Origin of the sequence: Corallococcus macrosporus, from assembly GCF_017302985.1 — a bacterium.
GTDB lineage: Bacteria > Myxococcota > Myxococcia > Myxococcales > Myxococcaceae > Corallococcus > Corallococcus macrosporus_A.
The window spans coordinates 386,099-410,485 of the sequence record NZ_JAFIMU010000007.1; the positions used below are offsets into that span (position 1 = coordinate 386,099).

Genomic DNA, 24,387 nt, shown 5'->3' on the forward strand with positions numbered 1-24,387 from the left:
GCCTCGGGGCGACGCACGGACCGAGGGGGCTTCTTCCATGAAGGTCGTGATTCCGGGTGGCACGGGACAGGTGGGCGCACTGCTGGCGAGGGCGTTCCTCGCGCGGGGGGATGACGTCGTCCTCCTCAGCCGGGGAGGCCAGGGCGAGGCACGCACGGTGTCCTGGGACGGGCGCACGCTGGGTGACTGGGCGCGGGAGGTGGACGGCGCGGACGCGGTCATCAACCTGGCGGGGCGCAGCGTGAACTGCCGCTACACGGAGGAGAACCTGCGCCAGATGATGGACTCGCGGGTGGACTCCACGCGGGTGGTGGGACAGGCCATCCAGCAGGCCGCGAAGCCGCCGCGCGTGTGGCTGCAGATGAGCACCGCGACGGTGTACGCGCACCGGCTGGACGCGCCCAACGACGAGTCCACGGGGATCATCGGCGGCAGCGAGCCGGGCGTGCCGGCGTACTGGAAGCGCAGCATCGACATCGCGCTGGCCTGGGAGCGCACGCTGGCGGAAGCGGACACGCCCCACACGCGCAAGGTGGCCATGCGCACGGCGATGGTGATGAGCCCGGACCGCGAAGGCATCTTCGACGTGCTCCTGGGCCTGACGCGCAGGGGGCTGGGCGGCCCGGCCGGGAGCGGCCGGCAGTACGTGTCGTGGATCCACGACCGGGACTTCGTGCGCGCGGTGCGGTTGCTGCTGGAGCGCGACGACCTGGCCGGGCCGGTGAACCTGGCCGCGCCGAATCCCCTCCCCCAGAAGGAGTTCATGGCGAAGCTGCGCGAGGCGGCGCACGTGGGCGTGGGACTGCCGGCGGCGAAGTGGATGCTGGAGGTGGGCGCGTTCTTCATGCGCACGGACACGGAGCTGTTGCTCAAGAGCCGCCGCGTGGTGCCCGGGAGGCTGCTGGACGCGGGCTTCACCTTCGAGTACCCCGACTGGGGAACCGCCGTGACGAACCTCGTCGAGCGCTGGCGCGCGGGTGGCGGGCCCGTCCGGAGCTGACCGTGTCCACGAAGAAGTACCGCGTCCATTGGGTCCGGCTGTTCGTGCTGGCGCTCGTCCTGGGCGCGCTGGGCACGGGCGCCTTCACGGCGGTGCGGGGCCTGCGCACGGCGCGAGGGCTGGTGCACCCGGCGCGAGTCCCGGTGACGCGGCCTTCGGGTGAGGACGCGCTGCCGGGCCTGGAGGACGTGTCCTTCCAGGCGGCGGGACGGGTCCTCCGCGGGTGGTACGTGCCATCGCGCGACGGGACGGCGGTGGTGCTGGTGCACGGCTTCGCGGACAACCGCACGCGGATGCTCTTCGAGGCGCGCACGCTGGCGGCCGGAGGCCACGGGGTGCTGCTGTTCGACCTGCACGGCCAGGGCGAGAGCGAGGGCGACGGCGTCGGCTGGGGCGACAGCGAGCGCGAGGACGTGCGCGCGGCCCTGGCGTTCGTGCGGGCCCGGCCCGACGTGACAGCGGGCCGGGTGGGGCTGTTCGGCTTCTCCATGGGAGGCACGACGGCGCTGCTGGTGGCGCAGGAGGACCCGCGCGTGAAGGCGGTGGCGGTGGCGGGTGCGTTCCCGGACCTGGCGGTCGACATGGGCTCGCACTACGGCCTGAGCACCTGGGCGGTGCTGTGGGGGCTTCGCCGCGAAGGCATCGACGTGGACGCGGTGCGGCCGGTGGACGGCATGTGCCGGCTGGAGGGACGGCCGGTGCTGCTCATCAACGGAGGCAGCGACCCGGACGGGCCCCAGAAGCTGGGGGGCCGGCTCTTCCAGGCGGCCTGCGAACCCAAGGAACAATGGGTGGTGCCCCAGGCGGCCCACGGCGAGTACGCCCAGAAGGACCCCGAGGGCTACGCCCGCAAGCTGCGCGAGTTCTTCGACCGCGCGCTATGAGCGGCGGCCCTTGGCCACGAACTCCGCGCGGCTATGGGTGCCGGTCTTGTCGAAGAGGGACTTGATGTGGACCTTCACGGTCTCCACCGAGCACTTCTTGAGCCGCTCGGCGATCTCCTTGTTGGCCAGGCCTTCGTGGAGGCAGTCCGCCACGCGTGACTCCTGGACGGTCAGCTTCGCCTTCCAGTCCGGACGCATCCAGTGGGTGCGCTCGTGCATGCGCACCTGCCACAGCTTGCGGCCGCCCCAGATGACGGAGGACTGGGTGAACGTCACGTCCATCCGGTCCGCGCCCCGCTCCAGCGTGAGCGACTCCAGCCGGGGGTCCACCGCGACGTCGAAGCGGGACAGCGCCATCACCCGCTCCATCCACGAACGGGGCACCCCATCGCTGAGCTCGTGGGGCGCGAAATACCGCTCCAGCAGAGGGATGGCCGGGCCCGTGTCCGCGACCTTCCGTCCCAGGCTGTTCAACACCAGCACCGGGTTGGACCCCATCGCGATGGCCTTCAGGAGATCCCGCTCGAAGCGCAGGGCGTAGAACTCCTGGAGCCGGACCACCGTCCGGGTGAGGTAGGGGAGGATCTGCTGGAGGAACCACTGCGCCCGGAGCGTGAAGGGATGGGGGGACTCCCGATACATCGCGATGCCGCCCTTCAGCTCCTGCTCCTCCGTGAACAGGAGCGACGCCAGCACGCGCTTCAGCTTCAGCCCCGCGCCCTGGCTGCGCCGGAAGGACTCCGTCTCCGACAGGGGCTTGCCCCGGAGCATCTCGACGTCACTGAGCACCTGGTTGGGATGCACCAACGTGGACTGGAAGACGAAGTCATCCTGCACCCATTCCGCGTAATCCTTGAGGAGGGGTTGGACGGTGTCCGTCTTCCATTGCAGCCCCGCCGTCCCGTCCGGATTCGCGCCGCCCACCGCCAGGTGGTCCGCCTCGCACAGCGTGAGCAGCGTCCGGGAGAGGGCCTCGTAGACGTCCTCGAGGGTCCGCGCCTCCCCCAGCGCTTCCTTCAACTCCGCGATCAACGCCTGCTCACGTGACAGGAACTTCAGTGCCTTGCCCATGGGTGCGCTCCCGTTGCCAATACTCAACAAGTATTACGGGGGCTGAAACAGGGCCCATCCCTCCAAAGAGGTATGACAGGGCTGACAGGCAGGTCACGCTGGACGGATCCCCCCCAGGCAGGTCAGCCTGGACCGCCCCCGGAGGATCCGACCCCACATGGTTGCCCCGCTGCCCCCTGAGTCCCAGTTCCACATCGAAGTCATCAAGCTCCTGCTCCAGGTGGCCACCAGCGACGGCCGCGTCACCCGCGAGGAGATCGACGCCATCATCGACACCGCGCGCGGCTTCAGCGTGCCCCTGACGGAGCTCAGCGTCCTCACCCGCTGCCTCCAGGAGGGCAAGCCGCTCCCGCCGCCGAACCTGAGCGTCCTGCGCGAGGACCCCAAGGCCGTCCTCGACGCCGTGCACACCCTCATCGCGGGCGACGGCCACGTGCACGAAGCGGAGATTGAAATGGCGCGGCAGATCCGCGAGCTGCTCGGCATCGCGCCCTGAGGGCTCAGGCCGCCACGAACTGCCGCTCCACCAGGCGCCGGTAGAGCCCCTCCTGGGCCATCAGCGCGGAGTGGCTGCCGCTCTGCACCACGCGGCCGCCCTCCAGCACCAGCACGCGGTGCGCGTTGGCCACCGTGGACAGGCGGTGCGCGATGACCAGCGTGGTGCGGCCCTGCATCAGCCGCTCCAGCGCCTCCTGCACCAGGTGCTCGCTCTCCGCGTCCAGCGCGGACGTCGCCTCGTCCAGCACCAGGATGCGCGGATCCTTCAGCACCGCCCGGGCAATGGCCACGCGCTGCTTCTGACCGCCAGACAGCTGCACGCCGCGCTCGCCCACCTCCGTGCGGTAGCCCTCCGGGAAGCGCTGGATGAAGTCGTGCGCGTTCGCGGCCTTCGCGGCGGACTCCACCTCCGCGTCCGTGGCGTCCGGCCGGCCATAGCGGATGTTGTCCGCGATGGAGCACGAGAACAGCAGCGGCTCCTGCGCCACCGCGCCCAGGTTCCTGCGCAGCCAGCCCGGGTCCAGCGCGCGCAGGTCATGCCCGTCCACCCAGATGCTCCCCGACAGCGGGTCGTACATGCGCGCGAGCAGCGCGGCGATGGTGGACTTGCCTCCGCCCGACGGCCCCACCAGCGCCACCACCTCCCCTGGCGCCAATTCCAGGTCCAGCCCCTGGAGCACCGGCACGTCCAGGCGCGAGGGGTAGGCGAAGCGCACGTCCCGGAACGACACGCGGCCCTCCAGCGACGAGGGCCGCTCCCCGCCCTCCAGCGGGATGGCGGGCACGCGGTCGATCATCTCGAACACGCGCTCCGCGGAGCCGGACGCGCGCATGAAGTCGCCCCACAGGTCCGTCAGCCCGCTCAGCGCGGTGGACACCAGCAGCGTGTACGCGAGGAACGACGTGAGGCTGCCCACGGACAGGTCCCCGCGGATCATCAGCCGGCTGCCGTACCAGAGCACCAGCGCCGCCGCGAAGAGGCCGCCAAAGCCGCTGCCCGCCATGAAGGCCGCGGACAGCCGCGAGCGCTGATACATCAGCGACAGCACCTGGGACAGGCGCCCCCGGTAGCGCGCCACCTCGTGCCGCTCCGCCGCGAAGGCGCGCACGGTGCGGATGCCGGTGAAGACCTCGTCCGCCACACCCGTGGCGTCCGCCAGCGCCGCCTGCACCTGGCGCGAGGCCTGGCGGATGCGACGGCCCACCACGACACCCGCGATGGCCACCGGCGGCACCACCGCCACCATCAGGAGCGCCAGCGACGGCGACGTGTAGAAGAGCATCGTCAGGCCGCCCACCGCCTGCGCGCCGCTGCGCAGCGCCGTGGCGATGTTGTTGCTGACCGCGTGCTGCAGCACGGTGGTGTCCGCGGTGAGCCGGCTGGTCAGCTCGCCCGTGCGGCGCGTGTCGAAGAAGGCCACCTCCTGGTCCACCAGCCGGGCGAACAGGTCCTCGCGCAGCTTCGCGACGGCGCGCTCCCCCGCGGTGTTGAAGAAGTAGAAGCGCAGCGCATCCGACACCGCGCGCACCGCGAACACGACGGTGAGCCCCAGCGCCATGCGGTCGATGACGGTCTGGTCCTTGCCGCCCAGCGCCTCGTCGACGATGACGCGCAGCGCCTGCGGCAGCACCAGCGACAGCGCCGTGGCCACCACCAGGAAGAAGAGCCCCACGCCCAGCGCGCGGCGCTCCTCCCAGGCCAGCCGCAGCAGGCGGCTCACGGTGACGGTCCCTCGGGTGGGAGCCGTCACCGGAGGAAGGACTCCGCCTGGCCGTAGGGCATGTCCCCGTCCACGCCGTGCTCCCGGCAGTGCTCCAGCAGCTTGCGAGACTCCACCAGCTGCGGGGACTGCTCGTGGTAGCCCATCACCATCACGTGGCCCAGCCACGGCTCGCGGCCCATGGCGTAGATGCGCACCTGCCGGGGCTTGAGCCGCTGGACGATGTCGATGGCGCGCGCCGCATTGGAGCCGTTGAGCCGCCGCGACTGGTCCATCTTGCGCGACAGCGGCGCGGGCAACAGCGGCCCGTACATCCAGCTGAGCGGCCCGCCCTCCGACTCCATGCCCAGCCACATCATGTCGATGGGGCCCACGTGCGGCTGCACGTGCTCGTACAGCCGGGGCTCCAGCGCGTTGGAGTCCGCCGCCATCAAGAGCGCCTTGCCCTCCAGCCGCACCAGGTGCGCCAGCTTGCCGCGCACGTCCAGGTCGCCGTGCTCACCCAGGAACGGCAGGCCCACCAGCTCGCCACCGGGCACCGGCAGCGCCTCCAGCTCTGACAGCGTCACCACGTTGCGGAAGCCCGCCTGCTGGAGCATCAGCTTCAGCGACGGGTCCACCAGCGCACCGCCGCCGCCCGCGGGCACCACCACCGTGCCGATGCGGTGGCGCAGCTGGAGCAGCGGCTCGAACATCAGGTGGTCCGCGTGGCCGTGCGTGAGCAGCACGTAGTCAATGCGCTCCGGCAGGTCCGCGAAGGTGAAGCGCGGCAGGTCGGTGGGGAAGTCGTAGCTCACCACCGGGTCGGTGAGCACGCTCACGTGGCGTGACTCGATCAGCACGCACGCGTGGCCGAAGTAGCGCACGCGCACCCCGTCGCCGTCGTAGCGCGGGGCGGGCCGGGGCGGCTCGGGCGTGAAGAAGGTGGCGAAGGTGTCCCCGTCCTGGGGGGCAATCCCCAGCGCGTCGCGCACCGTCTCCAGCGGGGCCGGCGTGCGCCGCATGGCGAACAGCGTGTCCCAGGCCTCGTGCTTGAACGGCAGCCGCACCTGGAGATCGCCTTCCCGCGAGTCGTCCAGCCGGGGCGTGCTGAAGACATACGGACGCGCGTCCCCGTGCACCAGCCGCAGGGACATGCTCTGCGAGGACTCGCGGTGGAAGGGGCTGCGGTAGAGCAGCGGCTCGAAGAAGCGCGCGGACGCGCGGTTCCGCAGGTCATACGTGAGCTCCACGTAGCCGCGCAGCAGGTCCGGCACGCGCGGGTACAGTTCCTCCAGCGAGTAGCCCTCCGCCGACGCGAGCAGCGCGTCCAGCTCGCGCATCGCGGCCGCGTACCGCATGGCCAGCGACTCCTCCTGGAGCGTGCGCTCCAGCAGCGCCTTCACCTCCCCCACCCGCTCCACGCCGCAGTTGAGGTAGGGACCGCCGCGCAGCGCCGGGCTCTTCAGCGCCGCGACGTGGATGGCGGGGTTCGCGACGAAGGACTCCATGATCTTCACATGGAGGTTCGCGACGAACAGCGGCGCCGTCATGGGCGACGCCAGGAACCACCATGCGTACCATTGGTTGTGGAGCGGCTCGGCGACGACGTTCTGCTTCAGGTACACCGGGGGGCGCGACATCAACACTCCTTCAAGGGTTTCTCAGGCGGCCTTCGCCAGCCGGACCAGCGACTCACGCGCGGCCTCGCGCAGCGAGGGCTCCGGCGAGTCCAGCAGCCGCTCCAGCGCCTGGCGCACGTCCGCGTCCGGATAGGCGATGTCGCCCAGCCGCCGGGCCGCCATCACCCGGTCGCGCACCGCCCCGCGCGTCAGCTCCAGCAGGAGGAAGTCGCGGTAGCGCGCGAGGAAGGTGTTCTCCGCGTCCAGCATCCGCGCGCACGCGTCCTTCAGCGCGGCCTTCGCCTCCGCGTCCTCCGGCACGCGGTAGCCCCACTTCTGGCGCAGCGCGAAGATGGACTCGTACAGCGGCGTCCAGGTGTCGTTCAGGTGCTCGCGGTGCGCCTGGATGGCGTCGCGCTTGGAGAAGGTGTGGCGGCCCGCGTCCAGCGCCACCACCGCCGTCGCCATCCGGCACGCCAGGGTGACCAGCTCCTTGAAGCCCCGGTGCAGGTTGCCCTGCGCGTCCGTCACCTCGCGGTAGTCGTAGCCGTACAGCTCGCCGCCCGGGTCCGGGTACGCCAGCGGGAAGCGCAGGGGCGCGTCCTCCGGGCGGGCCCGCGCGCGTTCGATGAACCGGTAGGGCTGGTGCATGCTGTGGCGCGTCCACGCCTCCAGCGGCATCAGCGGCACGCGGTCGCGGAGGTCCTCGCCCGCGATGAGCAGCGCGTTCTGCTTGAGGTTCACCTCGCCCTCGGCGACGAGCCGCGACTCCTCCACCGCGTTCAGGTCCAGCGGGTAGCGGGCCAGCGGACCCACCGCCATGCGGAAGCGCTCGAAGCGGTCCTCCTCGCCGGGCAGGAACGCGTCCTTGAAGACGAGCGTGAGGTCCAGGTCGCTCTCGCCCACCGCCTCGCTGGTGGCGTGGCTGCCCACCAGGTAGCAGGCCCGCACGCGCCCCGGGAACGTGAGCGCGTACAGCCCCACGAAGCCGAACAGCAGCGCGTTGACGCCCATGTCCTCCGTCAGCCCGACCAGCGACACCTCTTCCACGTCCGTCACGCGGTCACCTGCAGGGGGTGGGCTTCCTTGTGCTCCGGCGCGCCCGCGAGCCTGCGGGTGAGCCGGCGGCGCACGACGTCCACGTGCTCGCGGAAGAAGTAGAGGTTCTCCGCGTAGGCGATGGGCACCGCGATGCGGTTCACCTCGCGCTCCGCCTCCTCCAGCCGCTTGAGCATGTCCTGGAGCATCTCCTGGTCCGGGTCCTCCTCCAGCTGGATTTCAATCTCCTTCAGCCGCGCGTACCACCGGTGGATGCGCGAGCGCACCCGCCACAGGAACACCGCGGGCACCGCGCGCCCCAGCGGCACCACCACCGCGATGATGGGCACCAGCATCACCCACAGCCGGTCCACCAGGTTCGCCGCCCAGAACGGCAGGTAGCGCTGGAGCAGCGGAACGCCCGTCGCGTAGTAGCGCTTCGCCTCGCTGCTCAGCGGGAAGCCCGCCGCGAGCGGCGCGGGGAACTCGCCCGTCTTGTCCAGGATGCCCGCCGTGCCGGAAATCTCACTGGCCGCGCGCATCAGGAGGTACGCGAGCGCCGGGTGCAGCGTGTCGCGCGCCAGCAGGAGCGCGTTGGGCGCGAGCAGCACCACGTCCTGGTCCGGCACGTTCTTCGCGAAGTCGAACACGCCCTGCGGCAGCACGTGGCGCGACAGGTACGGGTAGCGGCGCGTGTACGCCTCCGCGCGATTGAAGCTGAGCAGCCGCACGTCCTTCACCGCGGCCAGCTTGTGGATGCGCGGAGACTCCGCCGGCGACACCAGGAACACCGCGTCCACCTTGCCCTGCGTCAGCGCGTCGATGGCCGCGTCCCGGTCCAGGGGCAGCAGCTCCGTGGGCGCGGTGTCCACCTTGTTCGCCTGCAGCAGCGTCATCGCCAGCGCGCGCGTGCCGCTCTCCTCGGGCCCCACCGCGATGCGCTTGCCGGCGAGGCCGCGCACGTCGTCCACGGGCTCGCCCCGGTAGAAGACCCACAGCGGCACGTAGGAGAGGCTGCCCAGCGACGCCACGTGCTCCGGCACCTCCTGCCCCTTGCCGCCGGTGGTGCCGCTCTGCGCGAAGGCGATGTCCACCCCGCTGTCCTCCGCGTCCAGCAGCGCCACGCTGCCCACGGAGCCCTTCGTGTTGCGCAGCTCCAGCGTCACCCCGTGCTGCGCGAGGAACTTCTGGTAGCGCTTCGCCATGTAGTTGAAGCCGCCCTCGTCCGGCGCCAGCGCCATCACCAGCGTCTTGGGCGGCGCGGGCTTGACGAAATAGAACGTCACCGCGAACGCGACCGCGATGAGCAGCGTCGCGGGGGCGACGGCGATCCACAGGTCGCGCCGCAACGTGCGCTTGAGCTGCGCCTTCAACGTGTCCGTCTTCATGAGGATGGGCAGTATACCGACCGCGCCGTGCGGGGCCCCGCCGTACACCGCGTTCGTCCAAGCAGGCGAGCACGTCCCGACCCAGGGGCACTTGGCGCAACCCCTTGCGCGACACACCCTCCCTCCCAGGCCTTTTTGAAGGGGTGTGGCATGGGTTGGCGCGGCGGGTGGGTGATGTCTTTGCTGGTGGTGGGGGTGGGCTGCGGCGGGGCGCTTCCCGAGGAGCAGACGGAAGCGGGCCTCGCACAGGAGCCTACCTCGGCCCCGGACGTGACGGCGGAGGCCCTCTGCCTTCCCACCGACGCGGGCACCCAGCGGGTGAAGACCATCCTCCCCCCTTCGGAGCTGGGCATCCCGCGCTTCGCGATGGGCCCGGGGGACTTCGAGTCCTTCCAGGGGACGCTGCACTTCGCGGTGAACTTCGAGGACGGCCGCCGCGGCCTGTGGCGGAGCACCGGCACGGACGCGGGCACCACGCCGGTGCGAAGCTTTTCGGCGACGGACGGCACCTCGACGCCGCGCCTGTCACAACTCACCGCCACCCCGACGCAGCTCTTCTTCCAAGCGCCGGACTCGGTGCACGGCAACGAGCTGTGGGTGAGTGACGGGACGACGGCCGGCACCCACGTGGTGCGGGACCTCACGCCGGGCTCGGAGGACTCGTACCTGACGCACCTGACGGCGGCGGGCTCCACGCTCGTGTTCTTCCGGGAGGTGTTCGACACCACCGTCTTCACCACGCGCTACGAGCTGTGGAAGTCCGACGGCACCGCCGCGGGCACGGTGCGCCTGCGCGACTTCGGCACCCGCGTGGAGGTGAGCTACCTGGACGCGAAGCCAGGCAACGCGCTGCTGTTCTTCGTGCGCGAGCTGGAGGGTGGCATCTCGCTGTGGCGCACGGACGGCACCGCCACGGGCACCGTCCAGTTGAAGCGGCTGGATGCGGGCCCCAACACCTTCCCGAACGACGTGCGCACCTCCGGCGCGCTCACCCTCTTCAAGCTGGACGAGAGCACCGGCCTGTCGGAGCTGTGGAAGTCGGACGGCACGGCGGCCGGCACGCTGCGGCTGGCGTCGTTCGGCTCCACGCGGTCCATGCGCGTGCTGGGCGCGCTGGGTGCGCACGCGTACGTCACGACGACCAGCTACAGCACCCAGTACATGGTGCTCTACCGCGTGCCGCTCGCGGGCGGGAACCCGGAGCCCGTCTTCACGCTGCCCAATGACTACGCGTCGCAGGGCCCGGCGTTCCCGTACATCGACGCCGTGAGCCAGGTGCCGGGCGGCTCCCGGCTGTACTTCTCCGTGGCCATCGGCAGTGACGGTCCGGCGCCGCGCGACACGCAGCTCTGGGTGACGAACGGCACCGCCGGGGGCACCACCCTGCTGCGCCGGCCGCTGAGCCTGTCGGACGAGTACAGCTCGCCGGTGTACGCGGTGGCGGACAACCTGGTCTTCTTCAGCGCCTACGACCCCGCGACGGGCATCGAGCCCTGGGTGAGCAACGGCACGACGGGCGGGACGCGCCGCCTCAAGAACATCGCCGCGCCGGCCCAGGGGGACTCCTCCTACCCGCGCGAGTTCTTCCGTCAGGGCAACCGCGTCTACTTCAGCGCCTATGACGAAACGCTGAACGCGCAGCTGTGGTCCAGCGCGCTCAGCAACACCTGCGTGGCGCCGGACGACGCCCTGTAGGTCTTTTCCCGCCTCCCCGCCCCGGCCGGTACCGGACGCGGGGACGCTGGCCCGCCCGGTCTCCAGGCGGGTGACCGTGCCAGGGCGGAGCGTGGGTGTTACACACCCGCGCATGCCCACCGTCAGTGACAGCGCGCGCCGCTCGGGACTCCGCCTTGAACGCAGCCGGGCCTCCCGTCAGTTCGAGGGCCAGGGCTTCCGCAACACCGCCCCCGTGGGGCCCGGCCTCCAGGGCAACCCGCTGCCGCTCCTGGGCGAGTACTTCTTCGGCGGCACGCAGCGCACCCCGCCCGCGCCGCTGCCGGTGGAGGATCCGCGCGGCACCTGGGCCCGCGCGCCGGACACGGGCCTGCGCGTCACGTGGCTGGGCCACAGCACGATGCTGCTGGAGGTGGACGGGGCGCGCGTGCTCACCGACCCCGTCTTCGGCGACCGGGCCTCGCCCGTGTCCTTCGCGGGCCCCAAGCGCTTCCACGCCACGCCCGTGCCGGTGGACGCGCTGCCGGACCTGGACGCGGTGCTGGTGTCACACGACCACTACGACCACCTGTGCCGGAGCACCATCCAGGCGCTGGCGAAGCGGCGCGTGCCCTTCGTCACCGCGCTGGGCGTGGGCCGCCACCTGGAGGCCTTCGGCGTGGCGCCGGAGCTGATCACGGAGCTGGACTGGTGGGAGGAGCACCGCGTGGGCCCGGTGTCCTTCCGCGCGGCGCCCTCGCAGCACTTCTCCGGACGGGGCCTGGGCGACCGCAACTCCACGCTGTGGGCGTCGTGGGTGCTCACCACCGACAAGCACCGGCTGTTCTTCAGCGGCGACACCGGCCTCACCCCGGAGTTCGAGGAGATTGGCCGCAGGTGTGGCCCCTTCGACCTGGTGATGCTGGAGGTGGGCGCGTTCCACCCGAGCTGGGGCGGCATCCACCTGGGCCCGGAGAACGCGCTCAAGGCGCACGCGATGCTGGGCGGCGGCACGCTGATGCCGGTGCACTGGGGCACCTTCAACCTGGCGCTGCACGCCTGGGATGAGCCCGTGGAGACGCTGGTGCGGCTGGCCACGGAGCAGCAGGTGCGCCTGTTCACGCCGGGCCTGGGCCGCGGCCTGGAGCCCTCGCGCGTGGAGGGCGTGACGCCGTGGTGGCGAGAGGTCGGCGAGCCCCGGCTCGTGCCCCGGCTGGCGCCGTGAGGCATTGGGCGTAGAGTCGCGCCCATGACCCGCGCCCCCCTCGCGCTGTCCCTCGCTGTCCTGCTGTCACCGCTGCTGGCGTGTGACCCCGCGGCCGGGTCCCAATCGCAGACAGACGACCCGGCCCCCGTCGTGACGAAGAGCGCGAAGCGGGGCCTCGGGTATGGCTATCACTCGGCGGAGGACCTGAAGGCGCTCTCCCCCGGGATGAGCTGGTGGTACAACTGGTCCCCCCGTCCCGAGGCGGGCGCCGCCAGCGTCTACGTCTCCGAGAACGTCTCCTTCGTGCCCATGGCCTGGGGCGGCACGCCCACGGTGGCCCAGCTCGAGTCGGAGATCCCGGCGGGCGCGAAATACCTGCTGGGGTTCAACGAGCCCAACTTCAAATCCCAGGCGAACAAGACACCCCGCCAGGCCGCGGCGCTGTGGCCCGTGCTGGAAGAGGTGGCCCGCCGCAAGGGACTCAAGCTGGTGTCACCGGCGGTGAACTACTGCGGCGACTGCGTGTCCGAGGACGGCGTCACCTTCACCGACCCCGTCGTGTACCTGGATGCCTTCTTCAAGGCGTGCGCGAACTGCCAGGTGGATGCCATCGCCATCCACTGGTACGCGTGCGACGTAGGGGCGCTCAAGTGGTACGTGGGGCAGTTCAAGAAGTACAACAAGCCCCTCTGGCTGACGGAGTTCGCGTGCGGCGACCGTCCTCATGACGAAATCACCGTGGCCGTGCAGAAGCAGTACATGGTGGATGCCATTGGCTATCTGGAGTCGGAGCCCGCCATCGAGCGCTACGCGTGGTTCTCCGGACGCAACAATGAAATCCCCTCCATCAACCTGCTGGGCGCCTCCGGGGAGCTGACGGAGCTGGGTCACCTGTACGTCACGCTGGCCGCGGGCGCAGAGAAGCCGGCCCCATGACGCAGGGAGGCACTGGCCTCCATGTGGGGCAGGCGTGGGGGCGTCTATTCGTCGCTTCCGGGATTCTGGAGTTAAGGTGCGCCCCGGATGACTCTTGAGGCAGGAGACACCTTCGGAAGGTATGAGCTGGTGTCCTGGCTGGGCCGGGGCGGCATGGCGGAGACGTGGCATGCCCAGTTGATGGGCGCCGCGGGCGTCACCAAGTCCGTGCTCATCAAGAAGGTCCTGCCCGAGTACGCGGACGACGAAGCCTTCATCTCCATGTTCATCAGCGAGGCGCGCATCTCCGCCACGCTGTCGCACGGCAACATCGCGCAGGTCTACGACTTCGGCCAGGTGGAGAACGAGTACTTCCTCGCCATGGAGTTCGTCGACGGCAAGCCGCTCGACAAGGTGCTCAAGCGCACGATGCGCAGCGGGATGCCCGCCCTGCCCGTCCCCGTCGCCGTCTTCGTCGCGATGGAGATGTGCCGGGGCCTGCACTACGCGCACACGCGCACGGACAGCAGCGGGAAGCCCCTGGGCATCGTCCACCGCGACATCTCCCCGGACAACGTGCTCGTCAGCTACGAGGGCCAGGTCAAGATTGTCGACTTCGGCATCGCCAAGGCGCAGCTGCTGCGCAACTTCAAGACGGCGCCGGGCGTGGTGAAGGGCAAGTACCTCTTCTTCTCCCCGGAGCAGGCGCGCGGGGAAGAGGTGGACGCGCGCACGGACATCTGGGCCACCGGCGTCGTGCTGTATGAGTTGCTCTGCGGCCGGCTGCCCGTGGACGGCCCGCCCCACGTCGTGATGACGAAGATTGCTCACGGGGAGATTCCCCCGTTGAGCCAGGTGCGGCCGGACCTGCCGGAGGCGCTCGACCGCATCGTCCTCAAGGCGTTGAACCCGGATCCGGCGCAGCGCTACGCCACCAGCCACGCGTTCGGGGACGCCCTGGCGGAGTTCCTGTATGCGAACCATCCGCGCTTCTCGTCCTTGAGCCTCGCGCACCTGCTGCGGGTGCTGTTCCGCGGAGACCTGCTGAACGAAGGCCGGGAGCTGGCGGTCCCAGAGGACTTCCTGGAGGAGCTCAAGGCCTGGCGCCAGCCCGTGGCGCAGGATCGGATCCCCACGGTCCGCCACATCCGGGCCCTGAAGCCGCCGCCTCGCCCCGCCACCGCGGCGGTCATCGTCACGCGCGAGTCGCAGGAGGAAGAGGCCCCCGCGCTGCCCACGGCCGAGGTGTCGCCCGTCCGCCGCTCCCGCGCGCCCTGGGTGGGGCTCGCGCTGGGCGGTGCGGCGCTGCTCGCGCTGGGGGGTGGCGCCTGGTGGACCCGGTTCCGGAACGCGCCGGTTCAGGAGCCGCCGCCCCAGGCCAAGGTCGTGGATGCCGGGGTGCTGGTGGTGGAGCAGCTCCCCGAGCCGCCTGCGCCTGAGCCTGAGCCTGAGCCTTCGACTCCACCACCTCCGGTCAATGAGTGGGATGAGACGCGGGTGCGCAAGCTGCTCGAGGACGTGTATCGCCTGGGCAAGAGCAGCAAGGACCTGCCCCGGGCCGCGAAGCTGGTCCAGACCTGTGTGGACGCGCTGCCTGACAACGCGGACTGCCGGCTGGCCGCGGGCTTCGCCTACGAACGGCTCCGGGCCTTCGACAAAAGCGTGCTTCACTACCAGGCCTTCCTGGAGCGCGCCCCCACCACGGACATCCGGCGGAGCGCGGTCGCGGACCGGCTGGCGGACCTGCCGCTGCGCAAGCCGATGGAGTCCACGCCCGCCAGCGAGGCGGAGCTGGAGTCGTCGCGCAACGCCGTCCTGATGAACCTGAGCCGGGGCCAGTTGAAGGAAGCGCTCGACGCCGCCACCCGATGCGTCACGAGCCTGCCCCGTGAGCCGGAGTGTCACCTGTTGCAGGGCGACGTCCTGGCGAGGATGAACCAGGGAGCGAAGGGCGCGCGAAGCTATGAGCGCTTCCTGGCGTTGGCGCCCGCGGACCATCGCCTGCGCCCCTCTGTCCTGCGGAAGCTCGTCGCGCTGCGGGCAACAGGTCCCTAGCCCGGCAGGCAGGGAGCCTGCATTCGGGGTTTCACGCGTTCCGGATAGGATGCGCGCCCCATATGGAACTGCGCGCCGGAGATACCTTCGGAAGGTACGAACTGGTGTCCTGGCTGGGCCGGGGCGGCATGGCGGAGACGTGGCGCGCGCAATTGATGGGCGCCGCGGGTGTCACCAAGTCCGTGCTCATCAAGAAGGTCCTGCCCGAGTACGCGGACGACGAGGCCTTCATCTCCATGTTCATCAGCGAGGCGCGCATCTCCGCCACGCTGTCCCATGGCAACGTCGCGCAGGTCTTCGACTTCGGGCAGGTGGAGGACGAGTACTTCCTCGCCATGGAGTTCGTCGACGGCAAGCCGCTCGACAAGATGCTCAAGCGCGCGCTGAAGGCGGGCCTGGGTGCGCTGCCCATTCCGGTGGCTGTCTTCATCGCGATGGAGATGTGCCGGGGCCTGCACTACGCGCACACGCGCACGGATGGCAGCGGGAAGCCCCTGGGCATCGTCCACCGCGACATCTCCCCGGACAACGTGCTCGTCAGCTACGAGGGCCAGGTCAAGATCGTCGACTTCGGCATCGCGAAGGCGCAGCTGCTGCGCGGCTTCAAGACGGAGCCCGGGGTGGTGAAGGGCAAGTACCTCTTCTTCTCCCCGGAGCAGGCGCGCGGGGAAGAGGTGGACGCGCGCACGGACGTCTGGGCCACGGGCATCGTGCTGTACGAGCTGCTGTGCGCGAAGCTTCCGGTGGATGGGCCGCCCCAGACGGTGATGATGAAGATTGCCCACGGACAGCTCCCCGCGCCCACGGAGCTGCGGCCGGACCTGCCGAAGGAGCTGAACGACCTGGTGATGAAGGCGCTGGCGCCGGACCGCAAGCGACGCTTCGCGACCAGCCATGCCTTCGGAGATGCGCTGGCGGGCTTCCTCCATGCCCACTACCCGCGCTTCTCCTCGCTGAGCCTCGCGAGCCTCCTGCGCGTGCTGTTCCGCGCGGACCTGATGAACGAAGGCCGCGAGCTGGCCGTGCCCCCTGAGTTCCGCGGCGAGGCGAAGCAGTGGGGAGCGCCCGCGCTCACGAAGCTGCTGGATGCCCCGCCGCCGGAGCAGGTCCAGACCCGGCGGATCGTGCGCGCCGTTGCGAAGCCTCCGGCGACGGAGACCACGCAGCCCGACGCCGCCCCCACCCTGCCAGCCCGCACCTCTCGCAAGGCGCTCTACGGCGCGAGCGCGGTGGGAGGCCTGGCCGTGGTGGGAGCCGGTCTGTGGTTCCTGATGGACGCCCGCGCCCCTGCGCCCGTCGCATCGCCGGTCGCGCAGCAGGTCGCGGTCGCAGCGCCCGCGCCGAAGGCCGAGCCGCCCGCGCAAGCCCCCGTGGAGGAACCACCGGAAGCGGTGGCGGTGGCGCCGGCGGAGCACATCGAGGCGCCAGCGCCCGCGAAGCCCGCGCATTCCACCCGGAAGTCCTCCACCCGTCCCGTCCGCGCCCCCCAGCGCGTCCAGCCCGAGGAGCCGCAGCCGGTCCCTGTCATCGAGGAGAAGCCCGCGCCGCCGACGGTCGTCGCGGCCAGCGCCGTCCAGGAGCCGCCTCCCGCCGTCGTGGAAGCAGCTCCCGCACCCAGGAAGGGCGTCCTGGGGCTGCTCGACTCCAAGCGGCAGGAGGTGCAACAGAAGGTCACCTCGCTCGTGAAGACGAAGCAGCAGCAGTTCTCCGGTCTGCTCCAGAGCCAGGACTATGACGCGGCCCTGGAAGCCGCCAATGACTGTGCGAGGAACAATCCAGGCGTGCCGGAATGTCACCTCATGCTCGGGGACGTGCACGCGAAGATGAACCATTCGCGTGAGAGCACGCAGCACTACGAGACCTTCCTGAAGCTCGCCCCCGTGGACCATCCCCGCCGGGCGCGCGTCCTGGAGGTGCTTGGGAGGAGCGGCGCCACGGATTGAGCGGTCAGGGACTTCCACTCGCTGACATCCCAGGCGGCCAGGCAGGCAGAAAGGCAGTCGGGATTCTGCCATCCCTGGAATATGGGTTTAAGATGCCCCACCCATGGCACTCCAAGCGGGCGACGTCTTCGGACGATATGAGCTGGTCTCCTGGCTGGGCCGGGGCGGTATGGCGGAGACGTGGCGTGCCCAACTGGTAGGTGACGCGGGCGTCACGAAGCCGGTCCTCATCAAGAAGGTCCTGCCCGAGTACGCCAACGACGAAGCCTTCATCTCCATGTTCATCAGCGAGGCGCGCATCTCCGCCACGCTGTCACACGGCAACGTCGCGCAGGTCTTCGACTTCGGCCGCGTGGATGGAGAGTACTTCCTGGCCATGGAGTTCGTGGATGGCCAGCCGCTGCACCGCGTCCTCAAGCGGGCGATGAAGAGTGAGCTGGGTGCGCTGCCCATTCCGGTGGCCGTGTTCATCGCGATGGAGATGTGCCGGGGGCTTCACTACGCGCACACGCGCACGGACAGCACTGGCCGGCCGCTGGGCATCGTCCACCGGGACATCTCTCCGGACAACGTGCTCCTGGGTTACGAGGGTCAGGTCAAGATCGTCGACTTCGGCATCGCGAAGGCGCAGCTGCTGCGCGGCTTCAAGACGGCGCCGGGCGTGGTGAAGGGCAAGTACCTCTTCTTCTCTCCGGAGCAGGCGCGCGGAGAGGACGTGGATGCGCGCACGGACGTCTGGGCCACGGGCGTCGTGCTGTATGAGTTGCTCTGCGGGAAGCTGCCGGTGGAGGGGCCACCCCACGTGGTGATGATGCGCGTGGCGCGTGGGGAGATTCCCGCTCCGAGCGTGCTTCGGCCGGAGCTTCCGCAGGAGTTGAATGACATCGTGAGGAAGGCGCTGACCCCGGACCGGGAGCAGCGCTTTGAATCCAGCCACGCGTTCGGGGACGCGCTGGCGGGGTTCCTGTATTCGAACTTCCCGCGCTTCTCCTCCATGACCATCGCGCACCTGTTGCGCGTGCTGTTCCGGGGCGACCTGGCGAACGAAGGCCGCGAGCTGTCCGTGCCGGGGTCCTTCCTGGAGGAGCTGAAGGCCTGGAGAGCGCAGGCCGCACCCGAGGAGGCGGTGACACCGCCGCCCGCCACCGGGCGTCAGACCCGGCGTCTCCGGCCGGTCAACCCGCATGTCACGGAGACCACCCAGCCGCGGTCCATCGCGGCGGCATCTGGCACCCCGCGCCCGCTGCTCTACGGGCTGAGCGTGGGAGGACTGCTGGTCGTGGGCGCGAGCCTGTGGCTCCTCATGGATGCGCATTCCTCCGGGGCCACCGTGGGAGCCCCGCCGCCCACACCCATCCGTGCGCCAGTCACCGAGCAGCAATCCCCGCCGCCGGTCACACCGGAGAAGCGAGCCGAGGCGCCTCCGCAACCCGCGGAAGTCCCCCAGACTCCGCCTGAAACCGATGCCCACCAGGCTCCACAGACTTCCGACGAGACCACGGCCTCAAGCACGACGGACGTCGTCCTGCCCAGCTCAATCGACGCGATACAGCGTGAAGTCCTGAGACTATCCAAAGTGGACGCCCCAGCAGCGCTAAGGATGTCAGAAGCCTGCGCACTCAAGATGCCCAAGACTCCAGAGTGCTACCTCATGCTTGGCGTCGTCTACGCCACGCTCAAAGACCACAAGAAGAGCGAGCAGTCCTACGAGACATTCCTGACACTCACCCCCGAAGGCTACCCCAAGAGAGATCTTGTCATCAGGGCCTTGGGGGAGATGTCGAAATCGAATTCGTCACCCTCCCGCGCTTCCGTGGAGGGCCATGCATTCATCGAATTGGAGAGGGAATGGGCGAAGACAAAGGCGCTCTTCCTGACGCTCGAGAAGAACCACAGCTGCGAGGCCATGGGGCTGCAGTGTCAGCGCTACGGCACGCTCGTGGAGGGGTTCAACGAGGGCGGCAGCAAGACGCCGACCCTCAAGGAAGTGCGGACCCTCTACAACCAGCTCAAGGAAGTGCAGCGTCGTCAGGAGTAGGCCCTACAGCGGCGGCAACAGTCCAATCCAACACATCCATTCCCAGCCTGAGCAACAAGGCATTGCCGCCAGGGATACAATGGCATCACGCCCACCCCTCGGGCGCTCTTCCAAAGGATCCCACCATGAAGAGAAAGCTGCTCACCACCAGCGTGTTCCTGTTTGGCCTTGTCCTCGGAGGCGCCTCCGCCAGTGCGTCCAGTCCGTCCAAGGACGCCCCGGTCCCGAGCATCACGCCGGAGATGTCTGCGTGCCTCGCCGCCTGTCAGAACGATGGACAGACCTTCGAGGCGTGTTGGGCCTGCTGCGTGCGCAACATCTGCGGCGCGGTGGATTGAACCTGAGGCCCACCCTGGTTCGCCATCCTGGCGGGCCGGGGTGAGGCCGTCACTCGTTGCCACAGCCCGTTGAATCCTCGCTTAAGATGCCCAACGCATGGCACTGCAAGCGGGAGACACCTTCGGACGGTATGAGCTGGTCTCCTGGCTGGGCCGGGGCGGTATGGCGGAGACGTGGCGTGCCCAACTGGTAGGTGACGCGGGCGTCACGAAGCCGGTGCTCATCAAGAAGGTCCTGCCCGAGTACGCCAACGACGAAGCCTTCATCTCCATGTTCATCAGCGAGGCGCGCATCTCCGCCACGCTGTCGCACGGCAACGTCGCGCAGGTCTTCGACTTCGGTCGCGTGGACGGGGAGTACTTCCTGGCCATGGAGTTCGTGGATGGCCAGCCGCTGCACCGCGTGCTCAAGCGCGCGATGAAGAGCGGAATGGGTCCCCTGCCCATTCCCGTCGCCGTGTTCATCGCGATGGAGATGTGCCGGGGCCTGCACTACGCGCACACGCGCACGGACAGCAGCGGCCGGGCCCTGGGCATCGTCCACCGGGACATCTCTCCGGACAACGTGCTCCTGGGTTACGAGGGTCAGGTCAAGATCGTCGACTTCGGCATCGCGAAGGCGCAACTCATCCGTGGCTTCAAGACAGCGCCCGGCGTGGTGAAGGGCAAGTACCTCTTCTTCTCTCCGGAACAGGCGCGCGGAGAGGACGTGGATGCGCGCACGGACGTCTGGGCCACGGGCGTCGTGCTGTATGAGTTGCTCTGCGGAAAGCTGCCCGTGGAGGGGCCACCCCACGTGGTGATGATGCGCGTGGCGCATGGAGAGATTCCCGCGCCGAGCGTGCTCCGGCCGGAGCTTCCGCGGGAGCTGAATGACATCGTGAGGAAGGCGCTGACCTCGGACCGGGAGCAGCGCTTTGAATCCAGCCATGCGTTCGGAGATGCGCTCGCGGGCTTCCTCCACGCAAGCTTTCCCCGACTCTCTTCATTGAGCCTTGCCCATCTGCTGAGGGAGTTGTTCAAGCAGGACCTGGCACAGGAAGGCAGGGAGCTGCCGGTGCCCGAGACCTTTCGCGACGATTTGGCGGGATGGAACAAGCCCGCGCCGCCACTCGTCAAACCAGCCGTCAAGCCCCGTGCCCCCATCCAGACCGGGCAGGTCGACGCGCCGCAGCCTGTCACCGCCAGGCCCGATGCACCCGCGGCGTCAGCCCCGGCTTCAAGAAAGTGGCTGCTTCGGTTGGGGTTCGTCTTCCTGGTGGCCAGCGTGAGTTGGGCCATGTTCGTCCTGGGCAGTGCCTTGCCGACCCTCGCGGAGGACACAGCGCAAACAACGCATCCATCGCCGGAGGCCGGGCCGGATGCGGAGATACAGGTCACCACCGGTAAGCCTTCTCAGCTCCGGGAGGAGAAGGCCCGCCAGGATTTGGAACTCGCGAAGTCCTGCCTCCAGGCGCAGCCAGAGGACGCTGACTGCCACCTGATGATGGCGAGCAGCTACCGACAACTCGGCAACTTCCCGGAGAGCGCGCTCCACTACCGGGCGTTCCTCGCCTGCGCGAACCCAAAGGATTCGCGGAGGGATTCCGTGACCGCGGCGTTGGGAGAACCCATGCTTGCGCAGGCCGCGGCCCTTGCCCTCCCCTCTTTCCACTCGCGGGTTCGTGAGCTGCTGGATCGGCGTGCGTACCTCCTGGCCCTCGACCTGGCAGCCCAGTGCGAGGCGCAGTATCCCGAAGACGCGGAGTGCCAGCTGCTGCTCGGGATGGCGAACGCGCGGCTGGAGAAGCCAGCTGAAAGCGCCGAGCACTACCAGAAGTTCGTGCTCCTGGCCTCCGAGGATGAGCCCTTGCGCCAACGTGTCGCAGACCTGTTGCGTGGCATGGGAATCGCTACCCCCGTTGCCCCGGAGCCGCCGCCGCAATTCTATGATTTCGCGCAGTCGCTGTCGGCCGCCCGCAGGGCCGTCAAGAAGGAGCAGCCCCAGGAAGCAATCAATCACTACCGGGCTGCCTTCATGCTCAGACGAAGTTCCGTTGAGGCCAGGACTGGACTGGCCATCCTGCTGACCCAGACGGGTGAGCACGGGGACTGCCAGGAGGCCACGGAGCTGCTCTCGAAGCTGGTCGCCGAGGCCCCGACTCGTGCGAAGCAATGGTACTGGCTGGGAATGGCGCACCACTGCACGAACAAATTGGACCCAGCAGCTCGCGCCCTCAAGAAGTACCTGTCCCTGGAGCCCCGGGGCGCCGAGGCCGCCAGCGCTCGCGAGGTCCTCCAGCAGCTTGCGCCCTTCGCGCCCTGAGTGCGCCCCTGGCTATGCGCCATCCGCGCCGGGCTGGAACCCCAGCCCCTCTGTTACTTCCCCTGCCGTCAGCTCGCGGACGGCCCCTTCCGCCACGTCCAGCGCCACCCGCCCCACTGCTTCACGGTGCAGCGTGAGCACCGGGTGCCCCACCGCCGCGAGCATCCGCTTCACCTGGTGGTGCCGCCCTTCCGTGAGCGTGAGCTCCACCACGCCGGGTGCGCGGAGCGCGGCTTCCGCCGGACGCGTGGGGCCGTCCTCCAGCGTCAATCCCTCTCGCAGTCGCGTGAGCGCCGCCTCCGGAGGCTGCCCCTCCACGCGCGCCACGTACCGCTTGGGCAGGTGTGTCTCCGGCGCCGTCGCGTGCCGCACCAGCCGTTCGTCGTTGGTGAAGAGCAGGAGCCCCGTGGTGTCGCGGTCCAGGCGGCCCACCGCGTACCACTCGAAGCCCTGAAGCTCCGGCGTCAGCACCGCGCGCAGGCTTTCGAAGACAGTGCCCACACCCTCCGGATCCGAGCCGTGCACCACCGGCCCCGCGGGCTTGTGGAACATCAACACGCGCACCTCGCGCGTCAGCGCGCGCTCCACGCCGTCCACGCGCACCCGCGTCCCCTCCCCCACCGGCGCGAACGGCTCCCGCTCCACGCGGCCGTCCACCTCCACGCGGCCGTCGCGGATGGCCTGCTCGGCCTCGGCCCGGGGCAGCACGCCCGCCCGGCCCAGCGCTCGCGCCAGCCAGTCCGCGCCCGGGCCCGAGGGGGCTTCCGGCCCCCTGCGCCTCGCGGCCTCCAGCCATCGCGGCGTCCGTTGCTTGCGCGCCATGCGTCCTCCCGGGTTCCCACCTGCTGTATCAGATGTGTCACGCCTGGGGATTCCCCGAGCACCCCGCACATTGGAGCGAGCAGGTGGGCTTCCGGCGCGGCGCCATGCCGTTTGACTCGCCCCGGCGGCTCTGCGCATGTGCGCGCCCGTCGTGTCCACGCGCCCTCCCGAAACCGCTGATGTGCCGCCCGAGTTCGCCGCCGCGCTCGCGCCCCCACCTCCCGGCCCCGCGGTGGCCTTCGTGCTGCGCCTGGGCCAGGCCCTGCACCGCCACGGCACGCCCGCCCACCGCCTGGAAGGGCTGATGCTGCGGGTGAGCGAGCGGCTGGGCCTGGAGGCCCGCTTCTTCTCCACGCCCACCTCCATCTTCGCCTCCTTCGGCCCGCCCGAGGACCTGCGCACCAGCCTCATCCGCGTGGAGCCCGGCGACATGGACCTGGAGCGCCTCATCCTCCTGGACATGCTCGCGGACGACGTCATCCAGGGACGCCTCACGCCAGCGGAGGGCGCCACCCGCGTGGAGGACATCCTCGCCCGGCCGCCGCGCTACGGCCCCGCCCTCCAGTTGCTCTGCTGGATGCTGGCGGGCGCGTCCGCGGCCCTGCTCTTCGGCGGTGGCTGGAAGGAGATGGGCGTGTCTGGCTTCAGCAGCCTGGCCATCGGCGTGCTGGACCTGGTGACGCGCAAGCAGCCCACCACGGCGCGGGTGCTGGAGCCCGTGGCGGCCGTGCTGTCCGCCGCGTTCGCGGGCATCGCGGCCCACTTCTTCGGCCCGCTGCACGGCGAGGTGGCTACGCTCGCGGGACTCATCGTCCTCCTGCCCGGCCTCACGCTCACCGTCGCCGTCAACGAGGTGGCCACGCGCAACCTCATCTCCGGCACGTCGCGCCTCACCCACGCCGCGCTCATCTTCCTGCAGTTGGGCTTCGGCGCGGCCCTGGGCAGCCGCGTGGCCACGGTGCTGCCTCCGGTGCCCACGCCGCCCCTGCCCGCGGTGCTGCCGCCCGGCACGGCCGTCGTCGCGCTGGTGGTGGCGGGCTTCGCCATCGCGGTGCTCTTCCGCGCCCGGCCGCGCGACTGGGGATGGATTGCCCTGGCCGGCGCCGCCGCGTTCATGGGCGCGCGACTGGGAGCACTGCTGCTGGGGCCTCAGCTGGGCGCCTTCGCGGGGGCGCTGCTCCTGGGCATCGGGAGCAACGCGCTGGCGCGGCTGCGCAACCGGCCCGCCGTCACCACCGTGGTGCCGGGCCTGATGCTGCTCGTGCCCGGCAGCGTGGGCTTCCGCAGCCTCGCGTCGCTGCTGGAGCGCGACGTGGTGGCCGGCGTGGACACGGCCTTCTCCATGCTGATGGTCGCGGTGGCGCTGGCGGCGGGCCTGCTGTCCGCCAACGCCATCATGCCCTCGCGCAAGGTGCTCTAGCGGGCCGGGCTCACGCCAGCCGCAGCAGGTACACCGCCGCGACGGTGACCACGAAGTACGGCACCAGCACGGCGGCGCCCGCGTACTCCTTCGCCATGCGCTGGCCGAAGAAGAGGGCCAGCAGCGACAGCGCGGAGAGCACCGCGCCCAGGTACGCGAGGAACGGGTTGCCGTTCACCAGCAGCGCCACCGCGCCCGCCGCGCTCAGCGCCCCGGACGCCAGCTCCATCAGCGTGATGACCGCCAGCATCGGCGTCACCACGCCCTTCAGGGGCGACTTGGAGAAGTGGCCCGTCAGCCAGCCCAGGTTGCCCTTCCAGTCCACGACCTTGTCCAGGCCGGACTGCAGGAAGAGGATGGCCAGGAAGACGGCGCACAGGAGCTGCGGGAGCCAGAGGGTGAAGCGGGCGGAGTCAAAAGGCGGCATGCGCGCACTCTACCGCCCCCTTCGCCGCCCCCAAGTCCGGTGAGCAGACAGGCGGGCAGGCCT

19 protein-coding genes are annotated in these 24,387 nt (G+C 70.0%); 12 read left to right on the forward strand and 7 right to left on the reverse strand.

What is annotated here, in order from left to right:
• Window positions 1-37 precede the first annotated feature (37 nt).
• Together JYK02_RS13805 and JYK02_RS13810 are read left to right on the forward strand one after the other, a co-directional pair.
• On the forward strand, window positions 38-1,000 hold the full coding sequence (locus JYK02_RS13805) for a TIGR01777 family oxidoreductase (protein WP_207051390.1): 963 nt from the start codon (window positions 38-40) through the stop codon (window positions 998-1,000).
• Between the two features lie 2 nt (window positions 1,001-1,002).
• Window positions 1,003-1,884 carry an alpha/beta fold hydrolase gene (locus JYK02_RS13810; RefSeq protein ID WP_207051391.1) on the forward strand — a complete coding sequence of 294 codons (882 nt, stop codon included), beginning with the start codon at window positions 1,003-1,005 and terminating at the stop codon, window positions 1,882-1,884.
• Here the strand turns inward: JYK02_RS13810 and JYK02_RS13815 are convergent.
• Entirely contained in the window at window positions 1,879-2,955 is a 1,077-nt protein-coding gene (locus JYK02_RS13815) for a helix-turn-helix transcriptional regulator (protein ID WP_207051392.1), read from the reverse strand. The genes JYK02_RS13810 and JYK02_RS13815 overlap by 6 nt on opposite strands.
• Before the next feature lie 157 nt (window positions 2,956-3,112).
• On the opposite strand from JYK02_RS13815, the gene JYK02_RS13820 reads away from it, so the two are divergent.
• Window positions 3,113-3,451: a TerB family tellurite resistance protein gene (locus JYK02_RS13820; RefSeq protein WP_207051393.1), complete on the forward strand. Its 339-nt coding sequence runs from the start codon at window positions 3,113-3,115 to the stop codon at window positions 3,449-3,451.
• 4 nt (window positions 3,452-3,455) lie between these two features.
• Here the strand turns inward: JYK02_RS13820 and JYK02_RS13825 are convergent, their stop codons facing one another.
• Genes JYK02_RS13825 through JYK02_RS13840 form a run of 4 tightly spaced genes read right to left on the reverse strand, consistent with a single transcriptional unit; the run spans window position 3,456 to window position 9,201 of the window.
• Complete coding sequence (locus tag JYK02_RS13825) at window positions 3,456-5,204, reverse strand: ABC transporter transmembrane domain-containing protein (protein ID WP_207051394.1); 1,749 nt, start codon at window positions 5,202-5,204, stop codon at window positions 3,456-3,458.
• Window positions 5,201-6,796 carry an MBL fold metallo-hydrolase gene (locus JYK02_RS13830; RefSeq protein ID WP_207051395.1) on the reverse strand — a complete coding sequence of 532 codons (1,596 nt, stop codon included), beginning with the start codon at window positions 6,794-6,796 and terminating at the stop codon, window positions 5,201-5,203. The genes JYK02_RS13825 and JYK02_RS13830 overlap by 4 nt, the downstream gene beginning before the upstream one ends.
• 21 nt (window positions 6,797-6,817) lie before the next feature.
• On the reverse strand, window positions 6,818-7,834 hold the full coding sequence (locus tag JYK02_RS13835) for a nucleotidyltransferase domain-containing protein (RefSeq protein WP_207051396.1): 1,017 nt from the start codon (window positions 7,832-7,834) through the stop codon (window positions 6,818-6,820).
• Complete coding sequence (locus JYK02_RS13840; protein ID WP_207051397.1) at window positions 7,831-9,201, reverse strand: TAXI family TRAP transporter solute-binding subunit; 1,371 nt, start codon at window positions 9,199-9,201, stop codon at window positions 7,831-7,833. The genes JYK02_RS13835 and JYK02_RS13840 overlap by 4 nt, the downstream gene beginning before the upstream one ends.
• Window positions 9,202-9,351: 150 nt before the next feature.
• Between JYK02_RS13840 and JYK02_RS13845 the strand changes: the two genes are divergently transcribed.
• The 8 genes from JYK02_RS13845 (at window position 9,352) to JYK02_RS13880 (ending at window position 21,655) form a co-directional block, all read left to right on the forward strand.
• Window positions 9,352-10,896: an ELWxxDGT repeat protein gene (locus tag JYK02_RS13845; protein ID WP_207051398.1), complete on the forward strand. Its 1,545-nt coding sequence runs from the start codon at window positions 9,352-9,354 to the stop codon at window positions 10,894-10,896.
• Between the two features lie 112 nt (window positions 10,897-11,008).
• Complete coding sequence (locus JYK02_RS13850; RefSeq protein ID WP_207051399.1) at window positions 11,009-12,079, forward strand: MBL fold metallo-hydrolase; 1,071 nt, start codon at window positions 11,009-11,011, stop codon at window positions 12,077-12,079.
• 24 nt (window positions 12,080-12,103) lie between these two features.
• A complete protein-coding gene (locus tag JYK02_RS13855) occupies window positions 12,104-12,997 on the forward strand; it encodes a glycoside hydrolase family protein (RefSeq protein ID WP_207051400.1) in 894 nt (297 codons plus the stop codon).
• Window positions 12,998-13,084: 87 nt separating this feature from the next.
• On the forward strand, window positions 13,085-15,031 hold the full coding sequence (locus JYK02_RS13860; protein WP_207051401.1) for a serine/threonine-protein kinase: 1,947 nt from the start codon (window positions 13,085-13,087) through the stop codon (window positions 15,029-15,031).
• Between the two features lie 62 nt (window positions 15,032-15,093).
• A complete protein-coding gene (locus JYK02_RS13865) occupies window positions 15,094-16,974 on the forward strand; it encodes a serine/threonine-protein kinase (protein WP_207051402.1) in 1,881 nt (626 codons plus the stop codon).
• A 103-nt stretch (window positions 16,975-17,077) separates the two neighbouring features.
• Entirely contained in the window at window positions 17,078-19,012 is a 1,935-nt protein-coding gene (locus tag JYK02_RS13870) for a serine/threonine protein kinase (RefSeq protein WP_207051403.1), read from the forward strand.
• Between the two features lie 125 nt (window positions 19,013-19,137).
• Complete coding sequence (locus tag JYK02_RS13875; RefSeq protein ID WP_207051404.1) at window positions 19,138-19,350, forward strand: hypothetical protein; 213 nt, start codon at window positions 19,138-19,140, stop codon at window positions 19,348-19,350.
• Between the two features lie 97 nt (window positions 19,351-19,447).
• Complete coding sequence (locus JYK02_RS13880) at window positions 19,448-21,655, forward strand: protein kinase domain-containing protein (RefSeq protein ID WP_207051405.1); 2,208 nt, start codon at window positions 19,448-19,450, stop codon at window positions 21,653-21,655.
• A 12-nt stretch (window positions 21,656-21,667) separates the two neighbouring features.
• On the opposite strand, the gene JYK02_RS13885 is transcribed toward JYK02_RS13880, so the two are convergent.
• A complete protein-coding gene (locus JYK02_RS13885) occupies window positions 21,668-22,477 on the reverse strand; it encodes a pseudouridine synthase (protein ID WP_207051406.1) in 810 nt (269 codons plus the stop codon).
• 136 nt (window positions 22,478-22,613) lie between these two features.
• Here JYK02_RS13885 and JYK02_RS13890 point away from each other — a divergent pair, with 136 nt between their 5' ends.
• The gene (locus JYK02_RS13890; protein WP_207051407.1) at window positions 22,614-23,897 is read left to right on the forward strand and encodes a threonine/serine ThrE exporter family protein; all 1,284 of its coding nucleotides are present in this window, start codon (window positions 22,614-22,616) and stop codon (window positions 23,895-23,897) included.
• A gap of 10 nt (window positions 23,898-23,907) precedes the next feature.
• Here JYK02_RS13890 and JYK02_RS13895 read toward each other — a convergent pair whose 3' ends face one another.
• Window positions 23,908-24,324, reverse strand: a complete 417-nt coding sequence (locus JYK02_RS13895) for a DoxX family protein (protein WP_207051408.1) — start codon at window positions 24,322-24,324, stop codon at window positions 23,908-23,910.
• Window positions 24,325-24,387: the final 63 nt, after the last annotated feature.

Excerpts from the sequence above, each read along its gene's own strand:
- JYK02_RS13805 (WP_207051390.1), top strand. The coding sequence starts at position 38 with ATGAAGGTCGTGATTCCGGGTGGCACGGGACAGGTGGGCGCACTGCTG.
- JYK02_RS13815 (WP_207051392.1), bottom strand. The coding sequence starts at position 2,955 with ATGGGCAAGGCACTGAAGTTCCTGTCACGTGAGCAGGCGTTGATCGCG.
- JYK02_RS13820 (WP_207051393.1), top strand. The coding sequence starts at position 3,113 with ATGGTTGCCCCGCTGCCCCCTGAGTCCCAGTTCCACATCGAAGTCATC.
- JYK02_RS13830 (WP_207051395.1), bottom strand. The coding sequence starts at position 6,796 with ATGTCGCGCCCCCCGGTGTACCTGAAGCAGAACGTCGTCGCCGAGCCG.
- JYK02_RS13840 (WP_207051397.1), bottom strand. The coding sequence starts at position 9,201 with ATGAAGACGGACACGTTGAAGGCGCAGCTCAAGCGCACGTTGCGGCGC.
- JYK02_RS13845 (WP_207051398.1), top strand. The coding sequence starts at position 9,352 with ATGGGTTGGCGCGGCGGGTGGGTGATGTCTTTGCTGGTGGTGGGGGTG.
- JYK02_RS13850 (WP_207051399.1), top strand. The coding sequence starts at position 11,009 with ATGCCCACCGTCAGTGACAGCGCGCGCCGCTCGGGACTCCGCCTTGAA.
- JYK02_RS13855 (WP_207051400.1), top strand. The coding sequence starts at position 12,104 with ATGACCCGCGCCCCCCTCGCGCTGTCCCTCGCTGTCCTGCTGTCACCG.
- JYK02_RS13860 (WP_207051401.1), top strand. The coding sequence starts at position 13,085 with ATGACTCTTGAGGCAGGAGACACCTTCGGAAGGTATGAGCTGGTGTCC.
- JYK02_RS13865 (WP_207051402.1), top strand. The coding sequence starts at position 15,094 with ATGGAACTGCGCGCCGGAGATACCTTCGGAAGGTACGAACTGGTGTCC.
- JYK02_RS13870 (WP_207051403.1), top strand. The coding sequence starts at position 17,078 with ATGGCACTCCAAGCGGGCGACGTCTTCGGACGATATGAGCTGGTCTCC.
- JYK02_RS13875 (WP_207051404.1), top strand. The coding sequence starts at position 19,138 with ATGAAGAGAAAGCTGCTCACCACCAGCGTGTTCCTGTTTGGCCTTGTC.
- JYK02_RS13880 (WP_207051405.1), top strand. The coding sequence starts at position 19,448 with ATGGCACTGCAAGCGGGAGACACCTTCGGACGGTATGAGCTGGTCTCC.
- JYK02_RS13885 (WP_207051406.1), bottom strand. The coding sequence starts at position 22,477 with ATGGCGCGCAAGCAACGGACGCCGCGATGGCTGGAGGCCGCGAGGCGC.
- JYK02_RS13890 (WP_207051407.1), top strand. The coding sequence starts at position 22,614 with ATGTGCGCGCCCGTCGTGTCCACGCGCCCTCCCGAAACCGCTGATGTG.
- JYK02_RS13895 (WP_207051408.1), bottom strand. The coding sequence starts at position 24,324 with ATGCCGCCTTTTGACTCCGCCCGCTTCACCCTCTGGCTCCCGCAGCTC.